Below are 24,342 nucleotides of genomic sequence, written 5' to 3'. Positions count from 1 at the left end.
ACCACGTGAAAAGAAAAATCCTGTGTGCCACGGTGATCTCCCTGGTAATTCGGCAGGCCATGGCGGCTGAAAGCGCGTTGCAATTTAACCCTGCGTTCCTCAACGGTGAGAGCGCCAACAGCGCCGATCTCGCCTGGGTCAACGCCGGGAGCGCATTGCCGCCGGGCGATCACAACCTCAACGTGTATATCAATAACAACTATGCGTTCACCGGCAATGTCATGTTCCGCACCGCTGAAAATACAGGGGAAGCCCTGCCATGCCTCACGCCTGAACAGATCGCGGCGCTGGGCATCGACAGCCAGCAGGCGAAAGGCGGCGCACTGCCGCTCGCGCAGCGCTGCATTTTTCTGACGGAGGCGTTTGCCGATACCCGGTTTGATTTTGACCAGCAGACGCTCTCCCTCAGCTTCACCGTACCGCAGAGCGCAATGCGCAATTTGCCGCGCGGGTATGTCAGCCCGGAAAGCTGGGAAGCGGGCATTCCTGCCGCGTGGCTGAACTATGTGGTAAACGGCTCGAACAATGACTATCAGGGCGAGACGCGCACGCGCGACCAGCAGCTGTTTGCGAGCCTGAACAGCGGCATCAATCTCGGCGCGTGGCGGCTGCGTGATTTCACCACGTGGACCAAAGATACTAACGAACTCACCCACGTGCAGACCTGGCTGCAGCGGGATATTCCCGCCCTGAACGCGCAGGTTTACGCCGGGGAAACGTATACCTCCGCCCAGGTGTTCGACGCCGTGGGCCTGCGCGGCATTGCCCTGAAAACCGATGACAATATGCTGCCTGCCAGCCTGAGCGGCTATGCGCCGGAAGTGCGCGGCATCGCCCGCAGCAACGCCACGGTGACGGTTCGCCAGAACGGCAACATCATTTATCAAACCTCAGTGCCGCCGGGGGCGTTTGTGCTGAAAGATCTCTACCCGACCTCTTCCGGGGGCGATCTCGCGGTCACAATCCAGGAGAACGACGGCAGCCAGGCGCAGTACACGCTTCCGTATGCCAGCGTGCCAAACCTGGTGCGTAACGGACAGCTGAAATATGCCCTGGGAGCAGGGAAATATCGTCCGATGGGCCATCAGGATGCGCCCTCTTTCGCGCAGGGCGAGCTGTTCTACGGCTGGCGTTATGGCCTGACGTTTTTCGGTGGGGCGCAGTTTGCCGATCGCTATAACGGTCTGGCCTTCGGGATTGGGCAGAACCTGGGGCGCTTTGGCGCGTATTCCATCGACCTGACCCACGCCCGCAGCCAGCTGGCGGACGACCAGCACTACACCGGCGATTCCGTGCGCCTGCGTTACAGCAAGCTGCTGAATGATATCGGCACGCGGGTTAATTTTTTCTCGCTGCGCTACTCAACGAAAGGGTTTTATACCCTGAGCGATACCACGTACAAGGGCATGGCGGGCGGATCCCCAAAGCAGATTGTGGAAGACGATGGCACCGTCACCACCCACTACGACACGGTATATAACCTGCGCATGTCGCGTAAGGCCAAAAACCAGCTGCTGCTGTCACAGCCGATGGGGCAATACGGTTCGCTGTCGCTGTCGTGGGATCAGCAAACCTACTGGAACACGTCGAAAACCACGCAAAGTTTGCAGTTCGCGTGGAATGCCACGTTTCGTAACGTGTCGCTTGGCGTCAGCGTTCAGCGCAGCTCTAGCCTGTATGACGACAAAAAAGATAACGTGCTGGCGATGTCACTTTCGGTGCCGCTGGGCAACCCGGCGCTGTCGACCCGCGCCCGCTTTACCACCACCCATGCGGATTCAACCGGCACTACGGCCAGTACCGGCGTGAGCGGTTATCTGCCGGGCCAGGAGAACCTGTTTTACAGCGTCAACCAGCGCTATAGCGCGCAGCAGCACTACGGCGGCGACGCCACGCTGCAATACGAAGGCGCAAAAGGAGACTACAACCTGGGCTACAGCTATACCCGCGATTCCCGCAACCTCAGCTACGGGATGAGCGGCGGCGCGGTGCTGCATGAAGATGGTCTGACGCTGAGCCAGCCGCTCGGCAACACCAACATTCTGGTGAAAGCCCCGGGCGCCAGTGACGTTGCCGTGCTTAACCACAAGGGTATCAAAACCGACAGCCGGGGCTACGCGGTGATCCCCTACGCCACGCCGTACCGCGTGAACCAGGTCGCGCTGGATGTCACAACCGCAGGTAATGACGTGGAGCTGGAGAATGCCATCGTCAACAAAACGCCGACCGACGGCGCGCTGGTTCGCGCCACCCTTGTCACACGCCAGGGGAAAAAAGCGATGTTTGTCGTGCGCCGCGGCAACGACGTGCTGCCCTTCGGCACGCTGGTCTCACTGAACGATGACAAAACCAGCGGCATCGTCGGCGACGGCGGCAGCCTGTATTTGTCGGGGTTAACCGAGCAGGGCACGTTGAGTGCCGTATGGGGGCGCAACAGCGACCAGCGCTGCACCATCAACTACGCGTTGAACAAGCAGAGCTATAACGCCCGCACCGGGCTCTATTCACAGGAGGTGGTATGTCAGTAACGCTTCGGACGTTCAGCATCGCTTTGCTGATCTTCACGTTCCCGGTTCGCGGCTATGACGTGCTGGTTTCCGTCACCGGGAATTTGATCGGCAACACCTGCGTTGTGGCGGCGGACTCTAAAGAGCAGGACGTTCCGCTGGGCACCATCGGGATTAAACAATTCCCCCGTGCAGGCGCGGTCAGCAATATCAAAACGCCCTTCACGATCAGGCTTGAAGCGTGCGGGCCAACCTTTGCCGGGGTCAAAATCCGCTTCAGCGGCACGCCGGATAACGACAACCCGCAGCTGGTGAAAATTGCCGACGGCGGCGCCACCGGCGTGGCGGTGCAGATACTCGATAAAGACGGCGGGCTGATCCCCCTCGACACGCAAACCACCGCCCGGGGCACGCCGGGCGATGACAGCGTAGAGATGACCTTCTACGCTCGGCTGGCCGCCACGGGCGCGCCGGTGAATGCCGGAGACGTCTCCGCTTTTGCCACCTGGACCACGGAGTATCAATGATGCGTTTATTCTTGTTTATTAGCGGATTACTGCTCTGCGCCAGCGCACAGGCGATGGAATGGAAATCAGATATCACCCTCTCCCCGCAGCCGATGACCTACAGCGGCCCGGCAGATTCGGTGGTGCCGGGGAGCATTATCGGCTCCACCTGGAGCGCCTCCGTCAGCGTACAGGAAGTGTTCTGGTGCGGCTGGGTCTTTACCTGCTCCAAAGGCACGCTGGAGCCGAGCAGCAGCGCGATCTCCAGCGGCACAACGGTCACCGTCGACGGGGTGAACTACACCATTTTTGAAACCGGCGTGCCGGGGGTGGGGTATATCATCGGACTAAAAGATTTTAACGGCTCGGCCTGGATACCCCTGCAAAGCGGTATTACCCAAAGCTATCCTGCAGAGGGCACCAATGGTTATGCGACCAGTTTAGGCTGGTCTGCCAAGGTGACCTTTATTAAGACCGCGACAGCACTGAAGTCAGGGGTTTACCAGATCCCTACCCTCGACGCTGCGGTGGTGACCGCCTATAACAACGAGGTCAAAACGGCAAAGGTCATCATTAACCCCACCACCATCACCGTGACGGCGAGCGGCTGTACGGTGGGCACCAAAAGCGCGAACGTCGATCTGGGTACGATCGATATCCGCACGCTGGCCACCGTGGGCAGTACATCGCCTTCGGGTGCGTTTAACGTCAGCCTGACCTGTGACGCGAACGTCGCGGTGAGCGCGGTGATGACCGATCAGACCACGCCGTCAAACACCTCGTCGGTGGTGACGCTGACCGGCGACTCCACCGCGTCCGGCGTAGGGGTGCAGTTTTTCTATAACGGCATCGGCCCGCTGATGATGGGGCCGGACAGCTCGGCGGCGGGCACAACTAATCAGTTCTTTATCCAGAGCACCACTGCGGCACAAACCCTGTCGCTGCCGTTCCAGGCGCAATACATCCGAACCGGCGAACTGGTCCCCGGCTCGGCGAACGCGCTGGCAAGCATTACGTTCTCGTACCAGTAGGGATTAATGTTTTACCCACACCAGCTGATCGACCCGGAAGCCCAGACTGCGCGCGGTGTTCAGGTAATCCTGCTTCACCGCGTCCGGCACGGTTGGCGTGCGCGACAAAATCCACAGGTAGTCGCGGTTCGGGCCGCTGACCAGCGCGTACTGGTACTTATCGTCCAGCTTGATGACGTTATAGCCGCCGTAGAACGGGCCGAAGAACGAAACCTTCAGCGCGGCGGTGGTTGGCGCGCCGGTAAAGTACGCTTTGCCTTCACTCTCGTTCCATTTGTTCTTCACCGGGTCGTAACCCCGGTTAAGCACGCTGATTCCGCCATCGCTCCGTTGGCCGTAGGTGGCCGTCACCTGCTCCAGCCCGCGTTCAAAGCGGTTCTCCAGGCGGGCGACTTCATACCACTTGCCGAGATAGCGGCTGGCATCAAAACCGGAAACAGGCTGCACGCCTTTCGGCGGCGTGGGGGATTTACAGGCTACAAGGGTCAGCGCAATGGCAACCCCGGTGACAACAGGCCATAGCTTCATGAGAATTCCTTTCATTTGCACGGTTGGATGTTAAGTGTAGTGCACCCTTTCGGCGCTTCATCCCGTTCTGAAAAATTCGTAGTATATTGAGAGTATTCCTCCACTCTGGACATGGACATGGCTTACTCCATCGGCGAATTCGCCAGACTTAGCGGCATCACCGCCACCACGCTGCGGGCGTGGCAGCGTCGTTATGGTTTACTCAAGCCACAGCGCACGGAGGGCGGCCACCGCCAGTACAGCGATGAAGACGTTCAGCAGGCGCTGAAAATCCTCGACTGGGTGAAAAAAGGCGTGCCCATTGGCCAGGTAAAACCCCTGCTTGAGCGCCCTGTACCCCGCCGGACCAACAACTGGCAAACGCTACAGCAGAACATGCTGGAACGCCTGCAGGGGGGCAAAATCGAGTCCCTGCGCCAGATGATTTACGACGCGGGCCGCGAATACCCCAGACCTGAGCTGGTGACCAACGTGCTACGTCCGCTGCGCAGCCAGGTGTCCGCCAACGTCGCCGCCGCCATGACCCTGCGCGCGATCCTTGACGGCATCCTCATCGCCTACACCTCGTTTTGCCTCGAAGGCGATAAAAAAGCGCCGGGCGATAACATTCTGCTCAGCGGCTGGTACCTGAACGACCCGTGTGAAATCTGGCTCGAAGCCTTGTCGCGGACCGGTCAGGGTCACCGCATCGACGTGTTACCCACGCCCCCTGCCACGCTGGCACCGGAGATATTTCCCGATCGCAAATGGCTGCTGGTCACCAGCGGTAAACTGACCGCCGCGCGGAAAAAACAGGTGGCGCAGTGGCAGCAGCAGCTTTCCCTTGAGGTCATTATCCTCTAATGATTTTCTCCTGCGGGAATCTTCACGAAAAGTTGAATATTTTTCCGCGCCGCAGATGCTAACGTTTTCCTGTGACTGACTACTTCACAGGAAAACAACATGAAAAAAACTGCCCCTCTGCTGATCCTGGCCTCCATGGCTTTTGCCCCTGCCGCCTTCAGTGCCCCTGCCGGCACGCTGAGCGTACACGTTCTCGACCAGCAAACCGGCATGCCGCCATCGGATGTCACCGTTACCCTGGAAAAGCAGCAGCAGGACAAATGGATCCCGGTTGCCAGCGGCAAAACCGACCATGACGGACGTATCAAATCGCTCTATCCCCAGGAACAGGACATGCAGCCTGGCGTGTATAAAGTGACCTTCAAAACCGCAGACTATTTCCACGCTAAAAAGCTGGAGACATTCTTCCCGGAAGTGCCGGTGCTGTTTACCGTCACCCGGACCAACGAGAAACTGCACATTCCACTTCTGCTGAGCCAGTACGGTTATTCAACCTACAAGGGTAGTTAAAACCTGTTGATTTTAAACGGCAATAAAAAATACCTCCGCCAATACTTGGACAAATAAGCAAGATTGTGTAAGTTTTAAGTATTGGCTCTGGAGGAACATACCATGACAACGAAACCTGTGCTGGGTATTAGCGGCTGCTTGACCGGGTCCGCCGTTCGCTTTGACGGCGGGCATAAGCGTATGGATTTCGTCATGGATGAGCTGGCCCAGTGGGTGAATTTCCGACCCGTTTGCCCCGAAATGGCCATCGGCTTGCCCACGCCACGCCCTGCGCTGCGTTTGATCATGACGACCGGCGGCGACACGCAGATGCGTTTTAGCCATCTGCCGCATGATGACGTCACGCAGAAAATGGCCGACTTTACGGCCAGCTATCTGCCTAAGATCGGCGATCTCGCCGGGTTTATCGTCTGTGCAAAATCCCCCAGCTGTGGCATGGAACGTGTGCGCGTGTACGATGAAAACGGCAACCGGGGCCGCAAGGAGGGCGTCGGGCTGTTCACCGCCGCGCTCCTTGAAACCTGGCCGTGGCTGCCCGTAGAAGAGGATGGCCGTCTGCACGACCCGGTGCTGCGAGAAAACTTCGTCGAGCGCGTTTTTGCGCTGCACGAATTGAACACGCTGCGTAAAAACGGCCTGACGCGCCGCGCGCTGCTGGATTTTCACAGCCGCTACAAACTGCAGCTGCTGGCACACCATCAGGCGGGTTACCGTGAGATTGGCCCATTTGTCGCCTCGCTGCATGAATGGGACGATCTGGACGCGTTCTTCGAGGCGTACCGCGAAAAACTGATGACCATCCTGAAAAAGCCCGCCTCGCGGAAAAATCACACCAACGTGCTGATGCATATTCAGGGCTATTTCCGTAACCAGCTTAACAGCCGCCAGCGGGGTGAGCTTCGTGACGTGATCCTGCATTACCGAGAAGGGCTTCTGCCCATTCTTGCGCCGATCACGCTGCTAAAACATTACCTGGCCGAATACCCGGATCAGTATCTGATGACGCAAAACTACTTTGATCCCTATCCTGATGATTTGGGTCTGCGTCTGGCCGTTAAATAATCAATAAGGCGAAGGCCCCCATTGACCCTCAGGGGCCCGAAGCAGTAGCCCGTTTAGACGACATCCTCACTGTCGTCTCTTTTTTGCATTTCGCCTGAAAGGCTGTAAATATATACAGTTTATAACGCAAAAAAGGGATCGGCCTGTGATTAACACCCTGCACATTCAAAACTACCGCTCAATTCGCGATATGTCGCTGGAGCTGGAACAGCTCAACATTGTCTTCGGCCCGAATGGCACCGGAAAATCAAATATTTACAAGGCGATCCACCTGATGCACAGCGCCGCGCAGGGGCAGTTTTCTCAGGCTCTGGCGAATGAAGGCGGGATTTTGAAAGTGTTCTGGGCGGGTAAAACCCGCAGCGACCAGCTGCGACGGATGAACCTGGCGGTAGAAACCGAAACCTACGAATACGAGCTGCAGGTAGGCTTTGTTGAGAAGCTGCCCTATCCCTCGCAGTTTCAGCTCGATCCGGTGATCAAGGAAGAGTCGCTCTGGCTGAGCGGCCAGCACCGCCGCCCGTCGGCACAGCTGATGAAGCGCAGAAATCAGGCGGTTTTCCTGAATAACGTCCACCACGAGAAAGTGACCCACAGCGGCACGCTGTACGAGAACGAATCGGTATTCGGACAGCTCGGCGAACCGCACCTTTACCCGGAAGTGTCGCAGATGCGCGAGTCCCTGCGTAACTGGCGATTTTATCATGAGTTTTCCGTTGCAAGCGGCTCCATGATGCGTGCCCCGCAGGTGGGTTTCCGCTCTCCGGTGCTGGCGAGCGACGGCGCCAACCTCGCGGCGGCATTCCAGACCATTGTCGAGATTGGCGATGAACTGCTGCTGATGCGCATTCTTGACCAGGCTTTCCCCGGCTGCGTGTTTTACAGCGACAACACCGGCGGACGTTTTCGCATGATGATGCAGCGCGAGGGCTTAAGCCGCCCGCTGGAACCGGCGGAGTTTTCTGACGGCACGCTGCGCTTTTTATGCCTGGCGGTGGCACTGTTAAGCCCGCGCCCACCGGCGTTTATCGCCCTCAACGAACCGGAAAACAGCCTGCATCCGCAGATGCTGCCCGCGCTGGCAAGCCTGATTGCCGAGGCCAGCCGCTACTCGCAGATCTGGCTCACCAGCCACTCGCCGGAGCTGGCGACGTTGATTGAGAAGCACCGATCGTTTTCGCTGTATCAGCTGTCAATGACGGAAGGAGAGACGAAGATGGAGAAGCTGGGGTAAGAAGGGGCTTTCATTTTCTTTAACGCAAATAACCACAATATAAGACGGGTCTTTTGGAAAAGAGTACAATGCCATCAGTATATTAACGCGCATTTCTTATTCTGAGAGACACAACATGAAACACATTCTGGCTGCATCCTTATTCGCCTTATCTGCCTCTGTCTTTGCGGGGTCTGCCCCACACTGGACGTATGAAGGCAAGAGTGGTCCGGAAAACTGGGGCGAGCTCAGCGACGAGTTTGCCACCTGCAAGACCGGGAAATTCCAGTCGCCCATCGATATCCGTAACGCCTATAACGCCACGCTGCCGCCGCTGGAGATGAATTTCCATACCGCCGCCGAAAAGCTGGTGAACAACGGCCACACCCTGCAGGTGACCGCCAGCGACGAAGATGAATTCCGTCTGGACGATCAGATCTTTACCCTGCGCCAGTACCATTTCCATACCCCGAGCGAAAACCGGATCAACGGCAAATCCTTCCCGCTGGAAGCGCACTTTGTTCATGCCAGCAAAGAGGGCGACGTCGCGGTGCTTGCCGTTATGTTTGAGGTCGGCCCGGAAAACAGCGCACTCAACCCGCTGCTGGCGCGCCTTCCGAAGGAAAAGGACCACGAAATCTCGATTGATAAACACCTCGATCTTCGTCCGCTGTTCCCGGCTGACCTGCACTATTATCGCTTCAGCGGCTCGCTGACCACCCCACCGTGCACCGAAGGGCTGCGCTGGCTGGTGATGAAAAACACCGTCACCCTGTCAGAAAAGCAGCTGGAGATGTTTAAGCAAGCGCTTGAGCACAGCAATAACCGTCCGCTTCAGCCGCTGAACGGCCGCGTGATTGTTCAGTAAGGTGTTGTGAGTTAAAAGCATCCGCAGGCCGGGTCTCCCGGCCTAAAAGACGGTGTTACTTCATGTCGCATCATGCCTGGCTACAGACGGCTGAATACGAAACGTCTTGCGCCACTCCGTCGGGCTGACGCCAAAACGCGCCTTAAACTGTTGTCGCCAGGTCACCGCAGAGTTAAACCCCACCAGCTCGGCCACGCGTTCAACCGGCATATTGCCGGCTTCCAGTAAGATCTGGCTGCGCCGCAGGCGCTCGGCGGTGAGCCAGTCGGCCACGGTCATGCCGGTGGCGTTGACAAAATGGCGGGTCAGCGTGCGGCGGCTCATCGAGACCACCTTCGCCAGCGAGTCGAGATTATGCGGCTCGGTAATGTGTTGCTGCAGGTAGTCGATCAGGCAGTTAATCCGCGCGTCGCGGGTGTCCTTCGGCACCGGCTGGGCAATGAACTGCGCCTGACCGCCTTCGCGGTGCGGCGGCACAATCATCCGACGGGCGATCTGGTTGGCAACCACGCTGCCAAAGCGCTGACGGATGATATACAGGCAGCAGTCCAGCGCGGCGGCGGTCCCGGCGGAGGTAATAATATTGTCGTCATCCACATAGAGGGCGTTGATATCAAGCTGGACGCGCGGAAAAAGCGACTGGAAGTGATGTTCAAACTCCCAGTGGGTGGCCGCGCGCTTGCCGTCGAGAATGCCCGCATACGCCAGCACAAACGACCCCAGACACAGCCCGACGATTTCCGCGCCGTTGTTTCTTGCCTGCACCAGGCTGTCGAGCAGCACCTGAGGCGGGCGATCCAGCACGTGCTGCCAGTAGGGCACCACCACAATATCCGCCTGCGCGATGGCTGAAAAATCCTGCGTCGCGTTAAGGACAAAACCCTCTTTTGAGGTGAGAACGCCGGGTTTTTCGGCGCAGATCGTCACGTTAAAGCGCTTTTCGCCGGAAACCGCGTCGCCAAACAGAATACAGGGAACGGAGTAGTGGAACGGGCTAAACCCGTCCACCGCGACAATCGCGACGTTGATAAGTGGCATCTGTCTCTCCTTCCCTTTTTGGTGCTCAGAATATAACGGTTTCGCCGTCCTGGGGAATGCTCACCGCATCACCGATCTGGTTCGCTTCCACGTATTCCCGCAGCGCGCGGCGGCTCAGCAGGCAGTGGTTAATGGCTTCCATATGGACCGCCACAATTTTTGCCTGCGGCAGCAGGAAGTGAACGTTGAGCAGATCCTGTTCCCCCATAATGATGGGCCCGAAACCGATCACATGCGCGTATCCGGCATTAAGCACCACCACATCCGGCTGGTGTTTTTGCAGATCGGCCGCCACCGCATCACGCCAGACGGTATCGCCCGCGATGTAGAGCGTTTTCTCGTCCGGGTGGCGCAGAACCACACCGCAGGCTTCGCCCAGACGCTCTGCCAGCTCCGGCACCGCGTACGCGCGATCGGTACCGTGCTGGCCGCCGTGGGTTTTCGCGATGCGGATATCACCGAAGGTGGACTCGTCGGTCATGACCGTCAGGTTATGAAAACCCTGGCTTCGCAGCAGCGCGGCATCACGATCGTTTTGCACATAGATCGGTTTGTCTTTGGCGATCAGTTCCACCGCCGCGCGATCCCAGTGATCGTCATGGGTGTGGGTGACGATCACCGCATCAGCGTCCAGCAGCGTGCTGACGTCAACGGGCAGTTCAACCATTGGGTTACGGATCTCGGCCCGCACCGTGCCGGGGAAACCGGGGTAAGCGTCTTTTGCGGCCAGCATCGGGTCGATCAAAAAGCGTTTACCGGCATACGTGATCAGTTGGGTGGCATTGCGAATATGAGTGATGTTCATGGGCTATTCTCCTGTGCGTGTGATAAGGAGAATAGCCCGCGACCCGGCGTTAGCCTGTGGGCTAACGGGCGATGAACGATGAAATCGGGTCAATCGATAAACCGTTTACGCACCCGCTCCAGCGGCGCAATCAGCAGATTGATAAGCGGTTTGCGATCGATAACGATATCGGCGTTAACCGTCATCCCGCCCATCAGCAGACGCTTTTTGTTGTCCGGATCGGTAAACCAGGAAGGCACCCGCACCTTGGCAAGATAGTAGTTCTGCCCCTCCTGCAGCGGGATAAGCGCCGAATGCGCATCAATATTCACCTCGTAAAAATCAGACAGGGTGGCCTCCACCGAGCCATATTTATCCACCGGCCAGGAGTCAAAGCGCAGCTTCACCTTATCCCCTTTCGCCACCCGGCCCACGCCCGTAGCTGGCACATAGAGGTACCCCTCCATCGACGCGGCGGTGTTTTTACGGATCACCACCACCACCTCGCTGTTTTGCGTAATGGCCCGGCCCGGCGGGAAGTTGATCGCCACCACGTAGCCATCGGCAGGCGCCAGCATGGCCATCGTAGAGCTACCCCGGCTGGAAAGGTTGCGGTCAATTTCGCTGATCCGGTTTTTCACGTACAGCAGCTCTTGGCTCAGGGAGTCGATTTGCGACTGAGTGCTGTCGGTCAGGCTGGTTTTGCGCGCCTCCAGATCGAGGATACTGCTCTCCTCCAGCGTCAGGTTAAGCTGCGCGTTGAGCACGTCGTTGTGGCTTTTATCCAGATCGACCTTCGACACATAGCCTTTCCCGGATATCGCTTTCCACGCCTCATAGGTATCGGTGCTGTTTTTGAGCAACGCACGCAGCTTTTTCACTTTGTCGCGGGATACCACAATCTGCCGGTCGGCAATATCCAGCTGCTGCGCCAGGTTTTTCCGGTACGTAGCGATAGAATCTTCAATGGTCTGCACGCGCTGCTCGCTGCGCTTTTTCTCCGCCTCCATCTGCTGGCGATCGAACTGCACCACCGAGCCCTGCTTGCCGCCGTAGTCCTGCGACACGGTAAAAAGCGGGTCATTCTCTTTCACGTACTGGCCTGGACGTACGGCAAAATCCACGATGGTGCCGGACTCTCTGGCACGCACTTCCACATCCCCCTGGGCCGGGATCAGCACCCCGCGCGCCAGCGTGGTTTCCGAAAAGTTAAAGACGATCGAAAAGACCAGCAGACAGAGAAAAAAGGAGATAAACAGCGTTAACACGCCTTTCAGCCGCGGGGCGTTGATCTCGTAGCTCTTTGAAAAATGGTGCGGGATCAGCGCCCGACGTTGTCGGTTTCGGTTTCTTAATTTCACGACATGTCATCCATGATAAATCACTGAAAGATCGTCCCATGCACTCCAGAGCGTGGGGGTTTTACGCAACGCGTTCAGCGTGGCGGTGGCGGCCTGACGGTACTCCGCAGGGGCATAGGTCTGGCTCTCCAGCGCAAATTCCGCCGAGTGCAGCGAACAGCCGGGCAGCAGCGTACGAATCACGTATCCGTAGCGCGTTAAAAAGCGCGTCGACACGTCCGTTAACCACGCTTTCTGGTCGCCCGCCTGGGTCATGAACAGCGGCGCATCCGGGAGGCGCTCATCCACCAGCAGCACGGTCACCAGCCGGTGCGGGGAGAAAAACGCCCCTGCCCGCCGCTCCTCGTGTGCCGCCATCAGCTTGTGCAGCGCGGGAAGGCGGGTAACAAACTGAAAGCGCACGTCGTCTGGCGCGGTGGCGAGCAGCGCATCCGCGATCAGGCCAAATCCGGCCCAGCGCATGCCCAGCAGCAGGGTGCGGGGCTGAGAATAGAAATCCTGCTCGCGGGTAAATGCCGCCACCCGGGCGTGGAGATCGAAACGCACGTTGCGCCGCCACAGCGCGGGCGGGAAGATCTGCTCGACAAAATGAAAGCCGCTCATCTCCAGGGCGTTCTGGCGCAGAAAATCGGGCGGGACGTCAGTCTCCGGGCAGCGCATAAACTGGCTGTAGTTTTGCGTGATCCGGCTTGCGAGCAGCGTGCGTCCGGCCTGCCGGGCGCAAAGTCGGGCGTAGAGACGGGGCAGAAACATCATTGCTCACTCTCCCGCAGCGTGCCGTTTTCCATGGTGTAGAGCCGTCCGTGACAGCCCACCACCTCCGGCGAGTGGGTGACAAACACCAGACCAATCCCCAGACCACGCAGGTTCGCCAGCACCTTCTGCGCCGTGGTTTTATCGAGGTTTGCCGTCACTTCATCGCACAGCAGCAGCTTCGGCTGGCTGTACAGGGCGCGCGCCAGCACCAGACGCTGCATCTCGCCGGCGGAGAAAAAGGTATTTCCCGGCAGCAGCTCCGTTTCGTATCCGTGCGGCAGACGCGCGACCACATGGTCAATCTCCGCCAGGCGGCAGGCAGCAATCACCCGCTCTTTGTCCGGCGCGCTATCAAAGCAGGAGAGGTTATCCAGAATGGAGCCGGTAAAGAGAATATCGTCCGCATGCACAATGCGAATATGCTGGCGCAAAGAGGAGAGATCGCACTCGGTGATCGGGATCGCATTGATCCGCAAACTGCCCGATGTGGAGAGCAACATCCCGGAGATCAGACGCAGCAGCGTGGTTTTCCCGGAGCCGCTCTGGCCGACAATCACCGCCTCTTCGCCCTGCTTCAGCGTCATGTTGATGTGCTGCAGGGTCGCCTCACGTCCTGGATAAGCAAAAGAGACATCCTCAAAGGCCAGACTGACGGGTGAGGTCACAATCTTCCGGCCAAACTGGCTGGCTTCAGAGGGGGCAAACAGCAGGTCGCCCACGCGATCCAGCGGCCCTTTCAGCGCATTTTTGTCCAGCAGCTTTTGCGCCACCTGTACCATCGCGTCGGAGAAATAGCGTTTGTAGCTGATGTAGGCGTAGAGCATCCCGATACTCATCTGCCCTTCCAGGATAAGCCACGCGCCGAAGCAGACCACCAGCAGCTGCTCGGCGTTGATCACCAGCAGCGAGGCAACATCAAAGCGGGCCAGCAGGCGCTCTTTGCGCATCAGCCCGGCGATGTGCTCACGCTGGGATTTATCCATCACCGCGTCCCGGGCCTGCTCCATGTTGTTAGCCTTCAGGGTGATGATCCCCTTCTGCGTCTCCACCAGCAGCGATTCATACTTTGCGGTGCGCTCGATGGAGTCGTCCACCGCGCGCTGGTAAGGGCCGATCAGCGAAAAGCGGATCAGGAAGAACACCCCCATCAGCAGCATCGTCAGCACGGCGATTTTCACGTTATACAGCAGCATAAACAGCAGGCTGGTGAAGGCGATCAGGCTGGAAAAGAGGATCTGCACATAGCCATTGCTGATGAACTCCGCACAGGCATGCAGCGATTTTTCAATCGCCAGCACAATGCCCGGCGGACGGCTGCGGAACCAGCCGGTCTGGGTACGCAGCATATAGCGGCGAACCGACTGGCTGAGGTCGTCATAGGCGATGTTACGCATCAGGATCTCAAGCAGTTGCTTGAGGAACTTACCTATGACTTCAAAAATAAAGACGATAGCGAAAATGGCGGTGAGTAAGATCACCAGATCGTTGTCGTTGCGCGAGATGGCCTCATCCATGATCAGCTGCACGTAAGTGGGGCTGGCCAGCATGGTGATGAGGGTAAAAATCGAGAGCACAAACAGCAGCACCTGCCGCTGAAATAAGCTCGGGGATTTATTGGCCAGCCGCCCCAGCGTGAGCGTCTCGTCAGGGGATTTTTTGTCGAAGCGCGGCGTCGGCTTCAGCTCCAGCACGTAGCCGGAAAAGAGTTTTTGCGCCTCCTTGAGGCTGTAGCGACGCACGCCGCTGGCCGGGTCGTGGACCGTTACGCTGCGCCCGTCAACCTTCACGATCACCACGAAATGATTGCCGCGCCAGAAGGCGATGAGCGGCAGTTCGGCACTTTCAATTTCAGTGATTTCGCCCTTGAGCACCCGGCCCGTCATATTTTTATCGCTGGCGAGGGTCATGAGTTCCGCCATCGAAGTGCCCGCGTCGGCAGAGACGGTAAGCTCCCTGCGCAGCTGGCTGACGGAGACGTGGTGTTCATAGTGCCCCAGCACCATCGCCAGGCAGGCCAGCCCACATTCGGTATATTCATGCTGGCGAATAACGGGTGTCTTACCCTTTTTTTTATACTGAAAAAGCGAAAACATAATTATCCGTGGCTGAAATAAAAAAATGGCCCGGCAAAGCGGGCCATAAGCATAGGTCGATAACTTATGCGCTGAAGAAGCCGCCGATGAAGCCGCCCACCAGGCCAAACACACCACCGATGGTGCCGCCCAGCGCGCCTAACATCTGGCTGCCTGCGTTATAGCCTGCGCTCGCGCCCTGAAGGGCAGCAGCAAACGGATCCCAGCCACCGATGATGGCCTGTGCTTTTTTGAAATCGATAACTTGCATGATTGTCTTCCTGTTCGTTGAATTAGTTGTAGCTGCCAACCAGCGCACCCAGGAAGCCCATTGCGCCACCCAGAATTCCGCCAACCACGCCGCCTACCATGCCCATGATGCTTGCACCGGTGTCATAACCCAGCTGTGCACCTTTAACGAGGCCAGCGAATGGGTTTAATGCACCACCGATAATATCTTTCGCTTCTACGAATGAAATCGCTTTCATTTTATTCTCCTGTAGTTGTAAATCTTCAGCTTGCGCCAAAGGATAATTTCCTTTTATGAAGGAAAGCGGTTGTTACGGGCAGCGCGTAAGCGGGATGATTTTATTTCCATAAATAATCATCCGCCTTGCGGGCTGCGCGTAATTATCTATTTCCAGCCGTTGACCCGGTGGAAGATATTTTGAGTCATTATATTGTGAGCTACATCCCTGAGAAGAGACATATTTAAACCAGGTATTCCCGGTATTACTCACCACCCCGTTACTAAACGTATAATCAAAATGCCTTGTCCATGGTCGGACAATTAAAATAGCCTCAAGCGAAACCACCACATCCGACTGAATGCGTTGGCCTTTGCTCATCACAACCCGCGCCTGAAGCGGCGTCTCGGTGAATTTAACGCGATAATAGCGTTCTTTGCTGTCGTGCGGGCCGGTATAATAAAACTTAAACCCGGCCCGCTCGCCGCTCTCCAGAGTTAACTGTTTTGGCGAGAACATCACCTCGCCATCTTTTATTTCAGTCTCTTTCCCGTGTTCTTTTGGGACATCAACCTGAATAAGCGAAACAGTATAATTCTGTCGTACGCCGGTATCGTTTTTTATTGGCTGAAAAACAACTTCTTTTTCAGGTAGAAAATCAATATTTAGATTTTCAATAATTAAAGCATTTGCGCTTGCGGAAATGAAGCAATTTATTGCGAAAATAGCCAGGAATTTTCCAGTCATACACGTTTAATTCCAGGATGCACTGACATCAATTCGACCCTGAGCCGTCACTTCACCAAACCACGTATTACCGTCATAGGTGGTTTTCGATACCGGGTTATTCATCACAAACTGCAATACCAGCGGGGTTTTCCACAGCCACATGTCCGTCACGCCTGAGCTTATCTTGTCCCACTCTTCCGCATGGGTGGCGGGTGCGGGAATGGACAGCGCCTCGCCTTTGCAGTTATGCGCCTTCAGCGTTTGGCTTTTGCCCAGCAGCACGTTACCGGGAACAGGCACCGTGAAGCCGTTACCGCTAAAGGCACAGTAGTCCACGCCGTTCAGACTCTGCGTCGGCCCGGTGACCTTCACCGTGACCGCAATCGCGGCATCTTTTTGCGCGCCGCTGTAGGTAATGGTGTAGGGGATCTCTATCGGCCCCTCGCCAATCGTGCCTTTCCCGGAACCGCCCAGGCCGTTAGGGTCGAGCGTGTAATCCGGGTTATCCGGCACGATCGCAAGGCCTGGCTGGATAGGGTCAATCACCAGCCCGCCCCCCGGCTGGAAGCAGAAATCTGCCGCCAGCGAGCTGTTACCCGGCGTCAGGCACAGGCTGACGATATTGCCTATATTGTTGCCATCCCCCGCCTGCGCCACGCTCAAAATCAGCGCCTTCGGGAGGAAGATTTTCAGGTACGCCTTGCCGCCGTTTTTTTGCGGCGCCGCGAGGAAGGTATTCGCCAGCACGCGCGTGTCGCTCAGGATGCCGCCGGAGATGCTGTACCAGTTGCTCTCATCGAAGGTGATTTCCGCCGCCAGCCCCGTCCCCCCGTTCATGTGCGATTGCAGCACGCCGTTCACGCGGGACGAGGTCAGCGCCAGCCCCGGGTTGTAGCCGGTGATATCTTCCCCGACAAAGGTGTATTCCAGCAGTTCGCAAAGCACACCCGACACCGTATTGCGGGTGTATTTAGTACACGTCGCCCCGGTTGAACCATCCACAATGGTCACCTCGCCGCTGATCGGGTCAATGCCCAGATCCAGCGCCCGCGAGTTGGTCATGGTCAATGTGCCGACCTTATGCAGCGTGTTGGTGGTGGTGACCTTGCCGATAGAGGAGATCTGCGGCGTGGAAGTAATCGTCACCTCGTTGCCAGGTGCAGCATTAAGCAGATAATCAAAGAACGGATCCCCCAGCACCCAGCGGCCATAAGCGGTGCCCGGCTCAATGACCGGCGGTTTCACCACCATGGACGTGTCGGTATAGCTGGTCGTCGCGGTATAGCCCGTGGTACCACAGCTTGACGAACACGCGGTGCCCTTAAAGAACGGCGAGGCGCTGGAGCCAGTGACGCTGAAGTTGATGGTCAGCGGGCTGCCTGCCGGGCCGTTAAAACTGTTGTCCGGAATATAGGTGGCAATCCCGTTGTTGGTTTTGGCACTCAGGGTGGGCCACTCCCGCGAGCCGTGTAAAAACGCGGTGGAGGTGCTGTTCAGACTGAACAGCGCCGCCGTGTTGCCCGTCCCGTTGTTGTCCGGGTTGTTGATCGCGAAATAGGGCATCTGCTGCGCCTGCGCCGCCGCGCTTATCAGCAGCAGATTAAGAGCGAATATCTTTTTCATCGTCACGTTCCCGTGTTCCTTTTGCTTCCTGCCAGACGAAATCGCCTTTATCGCAGGAGATGTCCCCAAGCCACAGCGCGCCACGGTTGGACGCAATATCCAGACGCACCTCGCAGACGCTGTCGTCCGGCGTGGCAATGCTGAGCACCGGATTGTTCTTGTCCACGTCAATCACGAAGCGACCGTCGTTTTCGGTGCGGGTCAGACCCACGTGGTTTTTGATTTGCGTGGCGCTCACCGGATTACCGTTGGCATCAACAAGGCGGCCAAACAGGGTGACGATTTTTTTCACCTGCGGCTTCATCACCACCGTGTTCCCCGGGTAAACCGTGATATGACGACGAGCGTTTGCGCCAATGTCATAGCTTTCGGTGCCGGTTTCACTGTTCATGACCTCCAGGTCATAGGCCTGATAGGCCGGTAACGACAGCCAGGTTTTATCGCCCTTGATGCGCTCCGTGCGGCCGTTGAGCTTCAGCGTGAGCGACTCGTCGGACTTAAGCCCGGTACTGACGATCACCCCTGCGCTGTGGGTGCCTTTACCGGCTGCAACCGCCTCTTTCGACCAGCCCACGCTGCCGTCGCTGGTCAGCGTGGAGTTCCAGCCTTTGCTGGTGCCGCTCTGCACGCTCAGAATGTTGCTGTTCCACGGCGTGTCGAAGCTCACGCTGCCCCCGCCGCTCACGGTGCGATCCTGGTTGCTGCTGAAGGCACGTGAAACGTTGGCGGTAACCGACTTCAGGTAATCCCCTTCGAACTGGCGGCTGGCGCTGACGTTAAGCGCCGTGCCGGTATCGCGGTTATGGGAAACGCCCACCGAGACGGTGTTACCCAGCGGGATCGAGAAATCGAGCATCACGTAGCGGTCTTTCTCTTCGTAATAGCCTTCGTATTTATTGCGCGACATCCCCACCCGCAGGCGCGCCGTACCATAACGACCGGCATACAGCCCCTGGGAGTAGTCAACCTGATAGCGTTTATAGCGGTATACGTCGTCTTCCTGTCGCATCAGGCTCAGGTTGCCGGCGGACGGCAGGCCAAACGACGGCAGGCTGAACGATGCCCCCCACGTGTTGCCTTTGTTTTCATAGATATCAAGGAACTTGCCGCTGGAGAGCTGCTCATGCGAGTACCAGACCGAACCGATATTCCACGGCAGGCTGACGTTAGCCCCGTAGTTGGCGCGGTACGTTCCGTCAGAGGCGGCCATCGTCTGGGTATTCACCGAGAAGTACCCGGTCAGGTTCAGGGAGGCCCACAGTTCACTGACCACGTGTTCGCGCATCATATAGCCGGAGGCGTTCCAGTCGACCATCCCGCTGCGCTTGCTGAAGGAGGCGCCGACCAGCGACATGGTGTCTTTATGTTTGGTGTCGTAATCGTAGTAGTAGCTGTTGTCCTGCTCGTTTTTCCGTTTGGCGTACTTCTTATAGTTAACGACGGATTTGTCGCGGCTATAAATCCCGCCCCACGTCTGCCAGCGCAGCGATTCCGACACGTTGTTAGTGAAAGGTTTGTTCACCGTGTACATGCTCCGTGACACGGTGCGGCTGCCGCTGACCACCTCGACTTCCACGCTGTAAATCCCGTAGGGCAGCGCGCTGGTGTCGATTTCGTGGTTACCCACGTCAAAGCGCTGAATACCAATAAGCTGGCCGTCAAGACGAATGCGGGCTTCTCCGGCGGTCGGGAAATAGACCACGATCGGCGTCAGGGAGAGGGTATTGTCCCGCTTACGCGAGTTGGCCTGGTTCCCTACGGAGACGCCGTACACCTCTCCGCCGGAGATCCCGCTGACGCTGGCGAGAGACTGCATCGCCCAGCCGTTCAACATCCCAGCGGCGTAGCGCATGCCCTGATAGTCACGTTCCCACATCACCGCGTTCATCTGGGTGTCGCTGCTGTTCTCGTTAACGTAGCCCGAGCCATCGACCAGCAGGTGATCGACCCCCATCGAGACCCAGCTTTTGGCGTTGAGATAGCCGGATGACCAGCTGTCGCCGTAGCCGCTCTCGGTGTGATACGCCCCCAGGTTATAGGAGAGCGTGCCGCTCAGATCGTCTGATTCAGGGGCATCGATATCCACCTCACGCGGACGAATATTGACCCCGTAGTCACGTTGGGAGAGGTTCAGCAGCAGGCGCATTTTTTTCTGATCCAACTCGAACGCCGACCCGGCGCTCACCGGAATACGCATATGGTCGTCAAACTGCTTGCCGTTGATGCTTTGCAGCAGCGTCCGCATCTCTTTTGACAGGCGAATACCGTTGTCTGACTCCTGGACCTGGACATCGCGCAGCCCGAGCTGTCGGTCTTCTGCGTAGATCGTTACGTCGCCAATACGGACATACTCGCTCACGTCACCGGTGCTGCCCGCCTGTTGCGCTGCACCCGGGCGGGTATTGACCAGATAAACGGGGATTTTGATCCCCTGCTCCAGCAGGGCATAGAGCGAGTCGGGAAAACGGTAATTAGCGATAACCACGGAGCTGGAGGCCGCATGCGCATACGCGGGCAAGAGGCCGGATGTGCACGCCATCATCACCGGCAACACTAATTTATTTTTCACCATGCATCCTTACTTAACAGGAATGAACTGTTTCAGGTCCCAAATTCCGAGATGAAAATGGCTGTCCGTTACGTTGATATCGTCGATCGCGCGGGAGGTGCCCGGCATCAGGTAAAAGTTTTTGACGCACGGCGTGGTCGGCGATTCCGGGTTGGGTTTCAGGCAAGTTCCGCTCGCGTTCACACGAAACGCGGTATTGCCCTTATTGGTGATCTTCCCGGCCACGTAGACGAAATCGACGTTCTTCTTCCGGGGCTGGACCACCAGAATGGTACTCACCACGGCACGGGTCATCCCTTTGCCATTCTTTTGCGTGCCGTTGTCGAGATCCTCGCTGACCCCTTCATCAATGAAGGTAATGCGGTAATAGCGCTCCCGATCGTCGGCCTTACCGTGATAGTAAAATTTGACGATATTGCTGGTTCCGGCGGGCATGACCATGCGCGTGGGCGTCAGCAGCAACTCGTCGGTTTGCTCTGGATTAATCACCACGCCTTCATCCATCGGGCTGCTGATACGCTGGGCGCTGATGGAAATAATGCGCACGCTGTCCGCTTCGTTTTTTAATTCCTTGGCGGTGGAATCCGCATCGGCAGGAATAATGGTGGTGACTTTGCCAACATTAATCGCCAGCGCGGAGGAGGAAATAAATAATAAAGAGAAGAAGATGGGTTTGAGGCTAAACATGATATTTCCCTAAACAGGGGCTTACGCCCCTGTAACTGTCAGCTCTTAGCCCCAGGTTGCGCGGAACGCAACGGAGACAGTACCTTCCCACAGGCTGTTGGTCAGGTCTTTGAACTCTTTCGCCGCACCGGTGCTGTCCTGTGCAGAATCGACGTAGAACACAAACTTGTCCTGGCCGGTCACTTCGGTGTTTGCCGTCGCGCCTGCGCTGGTGGTCAGGTTCCACAGGCCAGAAGAGACGCCGGTGTTGTTTGAAGAGTCAACCAGGGTAGTCCATGCCGTTGACTTCGTACCCACTGTGCCACCGATGGAGCCCAGATCGGTCCCGCCAAAGCGCGCGCCCACTTTCAGTTTGGTTGCTTCGCCGCCAACGCTGAACAGGGTGTTGTCAGAGTCATCAACGATAGCTTCCAGTTTGAAGCTGGTTGCAGAAGAGTGATCGCCACGAATAGCCACATCAAACAGACCGGTGTCGGTGTTAAAGGCTTTCGTGTTTGCGCTATAAACGAAGTTCAGTGCGCGTGTTGGGGTGACAACCAGATCGGAATCGCTGTCTTTCGTTGCAGAAGCTTGCCAGGTTGCAGAAGCGGTAGTTTCCGCTGCATGAGCAACGCTCAGGGCAGAAAGAGACAGAAGTGAGCCCAGAACGATAGCGTTCAGTTTATTCATTTATTTAGTCCTTCAAAAAAGAATCCAGATGTTTAAAAAAGGGGAGCCCCTTTTTCGGGGCGAAGTATAGTCACCCGAAAAATAACGAGGCAATACAGAAAATTTCATTCCCTTTAAAGCAAAAGATGAAAAATATCCGCCTGCTTTTGCATCTTGTTGTTACATAATGAATAAAATTGAGACTTTTTGATGAATAGATAAACATCTATTCTGGTCATTCTGCAGAATATCAGGATGTGGGTACAGCCACGCACATCATTATTGGTAATACCAGCCCTTTAATTAGCCAGGCATGACCTTTAACCCGGGTAACATAAAAGAAGTCGATACTGTCCATTAGCAGCTCATTGACAATTCCATCAGGGGCAATGTCATCATCAGATTTCTGCAGTTTTTTTCCTTTAATATAGTAAATATCACTGCCAGCAACTTTCTCAACGTTAAGGACATAGTTTCGGTCAATCAAATAACGTTTGTCGCCGCGGGTGAATACCCCTTTATGGATCACCGTGACAATATCGCTGCCATTAAAAAGAAACAGCGTGGTTAACGACAGGGCGGTCGACTCTCCCGTGGAATAGTTTTTCCTGGAAACCGTATCAGACTGACAGCCAAATCCCACTTCCTGAGTTCTTTTCGGGTAAAGCACGGCAATGACGATAACGGAAAGCAGCAGTACCACGCCCAATAATATACCCATCTGTCTCTTCGACATGATCTTAACTCCCTGTCAGGCTTCTGTAAGAGATGCAATTTTTATAGCTATCGGCGCCATCCTGCAGATAACAGACGGCCAAAAAATCATTTTCCAGCTGTGATTTTTTAAATTTTGAATAATAGGCATCAGCAGCCTGATGTTCGCAGTCGATATGTTGACGGACGATCGCCTCTTTAGCGCGGTTAAGATAGACCTGCTGAGGCTGATACATGTTCTTATCGATAAGATAAACCGTACAGCGGTCAATTTTGCCCAGCCGATAGATATCGGACTCCTTCGGACGATCGGCGACGCGCATATTTTGGTAGAACAGCAGCGCGGCAATACCCATTATTGCCACCAGCGCCATCACGAACAGGGTGGTAAAGCCGCTGTCCCGACGACGCAAACCTTCAGGCGGGTCTCGCTGCTGCGTCACAATATCGACGGTTTCCGCCACCATTTTTTCCGGAGCGGCCACGGGCGGCCTGACAGTGTGATGTTCAATATGCGCGGCCAGACTAAAACCTTTTCCACGAATGGTCTTAATCAGTAGCGGGTCACGTCCTAAACTCCGAAAAGCTTTTCTAATTTCACTTATGGCAACATTAAGACTGACCGAGGAGCCGGAAAAACCCCGGTCTTCCCAGACTTTCTTAATCAGGTCGTCCCTGTCGAGGGTTTTACCATTATTAATGATGAGTTCATATAACAAACGTGCCGCCTGATTTGATAACTTAATGGAAGATTCCTCTTCTCCATTTATCATGATCACACCGGAGTCCACTTCATAAAGCATTGCGAGATCAATAAGATACTTCATATGATTGTTACACCACTGTTATAAACGACTGTATTTCCCTCGCAATAATAGGTCTAAAGAGGGTGTGGTCAAGTCATCAAATATTATTTGAGCACGCCACATAGAAAACTTCATAAATTAACAATTATTAATTCATTAATTAAGACCTTCGAATGAAGGCATTTAGGTTATGATCCTTAAAAGAACGTTATAGCAAGATTATAATCTCATTATCTTAATCTTAACGGAATAATGTTTTGTTATGTATCTTTTTGATGCAACATAATATCGTCAAGGCTCGTACTCAGGTCGCGATGCGCGTAAGCCTGTCACAGTGTGTTGCGCAGCCGGGAAACATTCTTTCTTAGATAAAACAAAATATTATGGAGTTTATCATGTTCAAAACGATCATGACCGTATCTGTGCTTGGCGCAGCCATTGCCTCTACTCACGCCATTGCCGCAGATAACTCAGCGGGTGGCGTAATTAACTTTACCGGTGCTATTACCGATACCACCTGTACGATTAATGGCGGGAAAAGCGCGGATATGACCGTCGCCCTCTCCCCCATTTCGGTTAAGGATGCCGGAACAACGGTTGGCCTGATTACAAAAAATAAAAAATCCATTTCGTTAACCTTCTCTGGCTGTACGCCAGCAGCAGGTACGACCGGTACGCCGCTGAAAGTGTATTTCTCCAGCGCCGATAATATTTCTACCGACGGCAAATACCTGCTGAATAACAGCGTTAATGAAAACGACGCCAGCGTGGCGCGTAATGTCGGTTTCGCCTTAGTTGAACCAGGTAAATCTACACCGGTTACGCTGAACCAGGCTTACACCACCAGCATTATGGGTACCTCAGCGGCGCCAGATTCAGAAACGCTGACGCTGGACGTTTATTACTATAAAACCAACGCCGCTGCTGCAACGGTCGGTGCGTTGAGCTCTAACGTGACCTACACCATTTCCTACCTGTAATTTCAGTTAATCAGGCTTCGTCCCGGCGAAGCCTGTATTT

Annotated in this window: 24 protein-coding genes; 9 read left to right on the top strand and 15 right to left on the bottom strand. The window is 56.0% G+C overall.

Annotated elements, in window-relative coordinates; all coding sequences use genetic code 11:
• The first annotated feature begins 5 nt into the window (after nucleotides 1-5).
• From AX755_RS01535 to AX755_RS01525, 3 genes are read left to right on the top strand one after another with little or no spacing between them, the layout of a single operon-like run.
• Nucleotides 6-2,528 carry a fimbria/pilus outer membrane usher protein gene (locus AX755_RS01535; RefSeq protein ID WP_062856177.1) on the top strand — a complete coding sequence of 841 codons (2,523 nt, stop codon included), beginning with the start codon at nucleotides 6-8 and terminating at the stop codon, nucleotides 2,526-2,528.
• On the top strand, nucleotides 2,519-3,034 hold the full coding sequence (locus tag AX755_RS01530) for a fimbrial protein (protein ID WP_023621018.1): 516 nt from the start codon (nucleotides 2,519-2,521) through the stop codon (nucleotides 3,032-3,034). The genes AX755_RS01535 and AX755_RS01530 overlap by 10 nt, the downstream gene beginning before the upstream one ends.
• Nucleotides 3,034-4,044, top strand: coding sequence for a fimbrial protein (locus AX755_RS01525; protein WP_062856182.1), 1,011 nt, complete (start codon nucleotides 3,034-3,036; stop codon nucleotides 4,042-4,044). Before AX755_RS01530 ends, AX755_RS01525 begins: the two co-directional genes overlap by 1 nt.
• Before the next feature lie 3 nt (nucleotides 4,045-4,047).
• On the opposite strand, the gene AX755_RS01520 is transcribed toward AX755_RS01525, so the two are convergent.
• Nucleotides 4,048-4,572, bottom strand: a complete 525-nt coding sequence (locus AX755_RS01520; protein ID WP_020686467.1) for a lipocalin family protein — start codon at nucleotides 4,570-4,572, stop codon at nucleotides 4,048-4,050.
• A gap of 117 nt (nucleotides 4,573-4,689) precedes the next feature.
• Here AX755_RS01520 and AX755_RS01515 point away from each other — a divergent pair, with 117 nt between their 5' ends.
• The 5 genes from AX755_RS01515 (at nucleotide 4,690) to AX755_RS01495 (ending at nucleotide 9,068) form a co-directional block, all read left to right on the top strand.
• On the top strand, nucleotides 4,690-5,415 hold the full coding sequence (locus AX755_RS01515; protein WP_020686466.1) for a MerR family transcriptional regulator: 726 nt from the start codon (nucleotides 4,690-4,692) through the stop codon (nucleotides 5,413-5,415).
• A 99-nt stretch (nucleotides 5,416-5,514) separates the two neighbouring features.
• Nucleotides 5,515-5,925, top strand: coding sequence for a hydroxyisourate hydrolase (uraH, locus tag AX755_RS01510; protein WP_013094857.1), 411 nt, complete (start codon nucleotides 5,515-5,517; stop codon nucleotides 5,923-5,925).
• 102 nt (nucleotides 5,926-6,027) lie between these two features.
• Nucleotides 6,028-6,987 carry a YbgA family protein gene (locus tag AX755_RS01505; RefSeq protein WP_062856176.1) on the top strand — a complete coding sequence of 320 codons (960 nt, stop codon included), beginning with the start codon at nucleotides 6,028-6,030 and terminating at the stop codon, nucleotides 6,985-6,987.
• Nucleotides 6,988-7,132: 145 nt separating this feature from the next.
• The gene (locus AX755_RS01500) at nucleotides 7,133-8,221 is read left to right on the top strand and encodes an AAA family ATPase (RefSeq protein ID WP_013094854.1); all 1,089 of its coding nucleotides are present in this window, start codon (nucleotides 7,133-7,135) and stop codon (nucleotides 8,219-8,221) included.
• A 115-nt stretch (nucleotides 8,222-8,336) separates the two neighbouring features.
• On the top strand, nucleotides 8,337-9,068 hold the full coding sequence (locus AX755_RS01495) for a carbonic anhydrase (RefSeq protein ID WP_048972226.1): 732 nt from the start codon (nucleotides 8,337-8,339) through the stop codon (nucleotides 9,066-9,068).
• A gap of 60 nt (nucleotides 9,069-9,128) precedes the next feature.
• Here the strand turns inward: AX755_RS01495 and AX755_RS01490 are convergent, their stop codons facing one another.
• The 14 genes from AX755_RS01490 to AX755_RS01425 form a co-directional block, all read right to left on the bottom strand.
• Complete coding sequence (locus AX755_RS01490; protein ID WP_062856175.1) at nucleotides 9,129-10,106, bottom strand: GlxA family transcriptional regulator; 978 nt, start codon at nucleotides 10,104-10,106, stop codon at nucleotides 9,129-9,131.
• A gap of 25 nt (nucleotides 10,107-10,131) precedes the next feature.
• A complete protein-coding gene (locus tag AX755_RS01485; protein WP_062856174.1) occupies nucleotides 10,132-10,911 on the bottom strand; it encodes an MBL fold metallo-hydrolase in 780 nt (259 codons plus the stop codon).
• A gap of 89 nt (nucleotides 10,912-11,000) precedes the next feature.
• Nucleotides 11,001-12,251, bottom strand: coding sequence for an HlyD family secretion protein (locus AX755_RS01480; protein ID WP_013094850.1), 1,251 nt, complete (start codon nucleotides 12,249-12,251; stop codon nucleotides 11,001-11,003).
• Nucleotides 12,252-12,257: 6 nt separating this feature from the next.
• Entirely contained in the window at nucleotides 12,258-13,007 is a 750-nt protein-coding gene (locus tag AX755_RS01475; protein WP_047023310.1) for a hypothetical protein, read from the bottom strand.
• The gene (locus AX755_RS01470) at nucleotides 13,004-15,100 is read right to left on the bottom strand and encodes a peptidase domain-containing ABC transporter (RefSeq protein ID WP_020686461.1); all 2,097 of its coding nucleotides are present in this window, start codon (nucleotides 15,098-15,100) and stop codon (nucleotides 13,004-13,006) included. Before AX755_RS01470 ends, AX755_RS01475 begins: the two co-directional genes overlap by 4 nt.
• 64 nt (nucleotides 15,101-15,164) lie before the next feature.
• Nucleotides 15,165-15,350, bottom strand: a complete 186-nt coding sequence (locus tag AX755_RS01465) for a hypothetical protein (RefSeq protein WP_013094847.1) — start codon at nucleotides 15,348-15,350, stop codon at nucleotides 15,165-15,167.
• A gap of 22 nt (nucleotides 15,351-15,372) precedes the next feature.
• Complete coding sequence (locus tag AX755_RS01460) at nucleotides 15,373-15,567, bottom strand: hypothetical protein (RefSeq protein ID WP_013094846.1); 195 nt, start codon at nucleotides 15,565-15,567, stop codon at nucleotides 15,373-15,375.
• A 72-nt stretch (nucleotides 15,568-15,639) separates the two neighbouring features.
• Complete coding sequence (locus AX755_RS01455) at nucleotides 15,640-16,293, bottom strand: hypothetical protein (RefSeq protein WP_062856173.1); 654 nt, start codon at nucleotides 16,291-16,293, stop codon at nucleotides 15,640-15,642.
• Between the two features lie 6 nt (nucleotides 16,294-16,299).
• Complete coding sequence (locus tag AX755_RS01450; RefSeq protein WP_038982468.1) at nucleotides 16,300-17,898, bottom strand: hypothetical protein; 1,599 nt, start codon at nucleotides 17,896-17,898, stop codon at nucleotides 16,300-16,302.
• Nucleotides 17,876-20,470, bottom strand: coding sequence for a CS1-pili formation C-terminal domain-containing protein (locus AX755_RS01445; RefSeq protein WP_062856172.1), 2,595 nt, complete (start codon nucleotides 20,468-20,470; stop codon nucleotides 17,876-17,878). The genes AX755_RS01450 and AX755_RS01445 overlap by 23 nt, the downstream gene beginning before the upstream one ends.
• A gap of 6 nt (nucleotides 20,471-20,476) precedes the next feature.
• A complete protein-coding gene (locus AX755_RS01440; RefSeq protein WP_020686458.1) occupies nucleotides 20,477-21,154 on the bottom strand; it encodes a fimbria/pilus periplasmic chaperone in 678 nt (225 codons plus the stop codon).
• A 45-nt stretch (nucleotides 21,155-21,199) separates the two neighbouring features.
• Nucleotides 21,200-21,823 carry a common pilus major fimbrillin subunit EcpA gene (locus AX755_RS01435; protein ID WP_013094841.1) on the bottom strand — a complete coding sequence of 208 codons (624 nt, stop codon included), beginning with the start codon at nucleotides 21,821-21,823 and terminating at the stop codon, nucleotides 21,200-21,202.
• A 229-nt stretch (nucleotides 21,824-22,052) separates the two neighbouring features.
• Nucleotides 22,053-22,538: a hypothetical protein gene (locus tag AX755_RS01430; RefSeq protein ID WP_013094840.1), complete on the bottom strand. Its 486-nt coding sequence runs from the start codon at nucleotides 22,536-22,538 to the stop codon at nucleotides 22,053-22,055.
• A gap of 4 nt (nucleotides 22,539-22,542) precedes the next feature.
• On the bottom strand, nucleotides 22,543-23,343 hold the full coding sequence (locus AX755_RS01425) for a winged helix-turn-helix domain-containing protein (RefSeq protein ID WP_038982464.1): 801 nt from the start codon (nucleotides 23,341-23,343) through the stop codon (nucleotides 22,543-22,545).
• Between the two features lie 374 nt (nucleotides 23,344-23,717).
• Here AX755_RS01425 and AX755_RS01420 point away from each other — a divergent pair, with 374 nt between their 5' ends.
• Nucleotides 23,718-24,302, top strand: coding sequence for a fimbrial protein (locus AX755_RS01420; protein WP_013094838.1), 585 nt, complete (start codon nucleotides 23,718-23,720; stop codon nucleotides 24,300-24,302).
• Nucleotides 24,303-24,342: the final 40 nt, after the last annotated feature.

The organism is Enterobacter sp. SENG-6 (assembly GCF_001605945.1).
GTDB lineage: Bacteria > Pseudomonadota > Gammaproteobacteria > Enterobacterales > Enterobacteriaceae > Enterobacter > Enterobacter cloacae.
Note: the sequence above shows the minus strand (reverse complement) of the source record. Positions and strands in the feature narration are given on the sequence as shown.

Bases quoted from the DNA above. Each gene is read 5' to 3' on its own strand.
- AX755_RS01520 (WP_020686467.1), bottom strand. From the start codon at position 4,572: ATGAAGCTATGGCCTGTTGTCACCGGGGTTGCCATTGCGCTGACCCTT.
- AX755_RS01425 (WP_038982464.1), bottom strand. From the start codon at position 23,343: ATGAAGTATCTTATTGATCTCGCAATGCTTTATGAAGTGGACTCCGGT.
- AX755_RS01485 (WP_062856174.1), bottom strand. From the start codon at position 10,911: ATGAACATCACTCATATTCGCAATGCCACCCAACTGATCACGTATGCC.
- AX755_RS01490 (WP_062856175.1), bottom strand. From the start codon at position 10,106: ATGCCACTTATCAACGTCGCGATTGTCGCGGTGGACGGGTTTAGCCCG.
- uraH (WP_013094857.1), top strand. From the start codon at position 5,515: ATGAAAAAAACTGCCCCTCTGCTGATCCTGGCCTCCATGGCTTTTGCC.
- AX755_RS01505 (WP_062856176.1), top strand. From the start codon at position 6,028: ATGACAACGAAACCTGTGCTGGGTATTAGCGGCTGCTTGACCGGGTCC.
- AX755_RS01525 (WP_062856182.1), top strand. From the start codon at position 3,034: ATGCGTTTATTCTTGTTTATTAGCGGATTACTGCTCTGCGCCAGCGCA.
- AX755_RS01445 (WP_062856172.1), bottom strand. From the start codon at position 20,470: ATGGTGAAAAATAAATTAGTGTTGCCGGTGATGATGGCGTGCACATCC.
- AX755_RS01460 (WP_013094846.1), bottom strand. From the start codon at position 15,567: ATGAAAGCGATTTCATTCGTAGAAGCGAAAGATATTATCGGTGGTGCA.
- AX755_RS01495 (WP_048972226.1), top strand. From the start codon at position 8,337: ATGAAACACATTCTGGCTGCATCCTTATTCGCCTTATCTGCCTCTGTC.
- AX755_RS01530 (WP_023621018.1), top strand. From the start codon at position 2,519: ATGTCAGTAACGCTTCGGACGTTCAGCATCGCTTTGCTGATCTTCACG.
- AX755_RS01440 (WP_020686458.1), bottom strand. From the start codon at position 21,154: ATGTTTAGCCTCAAACCCATCTTCTTCTCTTTATTATTTATTTCCTCC.
- AX755_RS01435 (WP_013094841.1), bottom strand. From the start codon at position 21,823: ATGAATAAACTGAACGCTATCGTTCTGGGCTCACTTCTGTCTCTTTCT.
- AX755_RS01465 (WP_013094847.1), bottom strand. From the start codon at position 15,350: ATGCAAGTTATCGATTTCAAAAAAGCACAGGCCATCATCGGTGGCTGG.
- AX755_RS01455 (WP_062856173.1), bottom strand. From the start codon at position 16,293: ATGACTGGAAAATTCCTGGCTATTTTCGCAATAAATTGCTTCATTTCC.
- AX755_RS01450 (WP_038982468.1), bottom strand. From the start codon at position 17,898: ATGAAAAAGATATTCGCTCTTAATCTGCTGCTGATAAGCGCGGCGGCG.
- AX755_RS01430 (WP_013094840.1), bottom strand. From the start codon at position 22,538: ATGTCGAAGAGACAGATGGGTATATTATTGGGCGTGGTACTGCTGCTT.
- AX755_RS01420 (WP_013094838.1), top strand. From the start codon at position 23,718: ATGTTCAAAACGATCATGACCGTATCTGTGCTTGGCGCAGCCATTGCC.
- AX755_RS01470 (WP_020686461.1), bottom strand. From the start codon at position 15,100: ATGTTTTCGCTTTTTCAGTATAAAAAAAAGGGTAAGACACCCGTTATT.
- AX755_RS01515 (WP_020686466.1), top strand. From the start codon at position 4,690: ATGGCTTACTCCATCGGCGAATTCGCCAGACTTAGCGGCATCACCGCC.
- AX755_RS01475 (WP_047023310.1), bottom strand. From the start codon at position 13,007: ATGATGTTTCTGCCCCGTCTCTACGCCCGACTTTGCGCCCGGCAGGCC.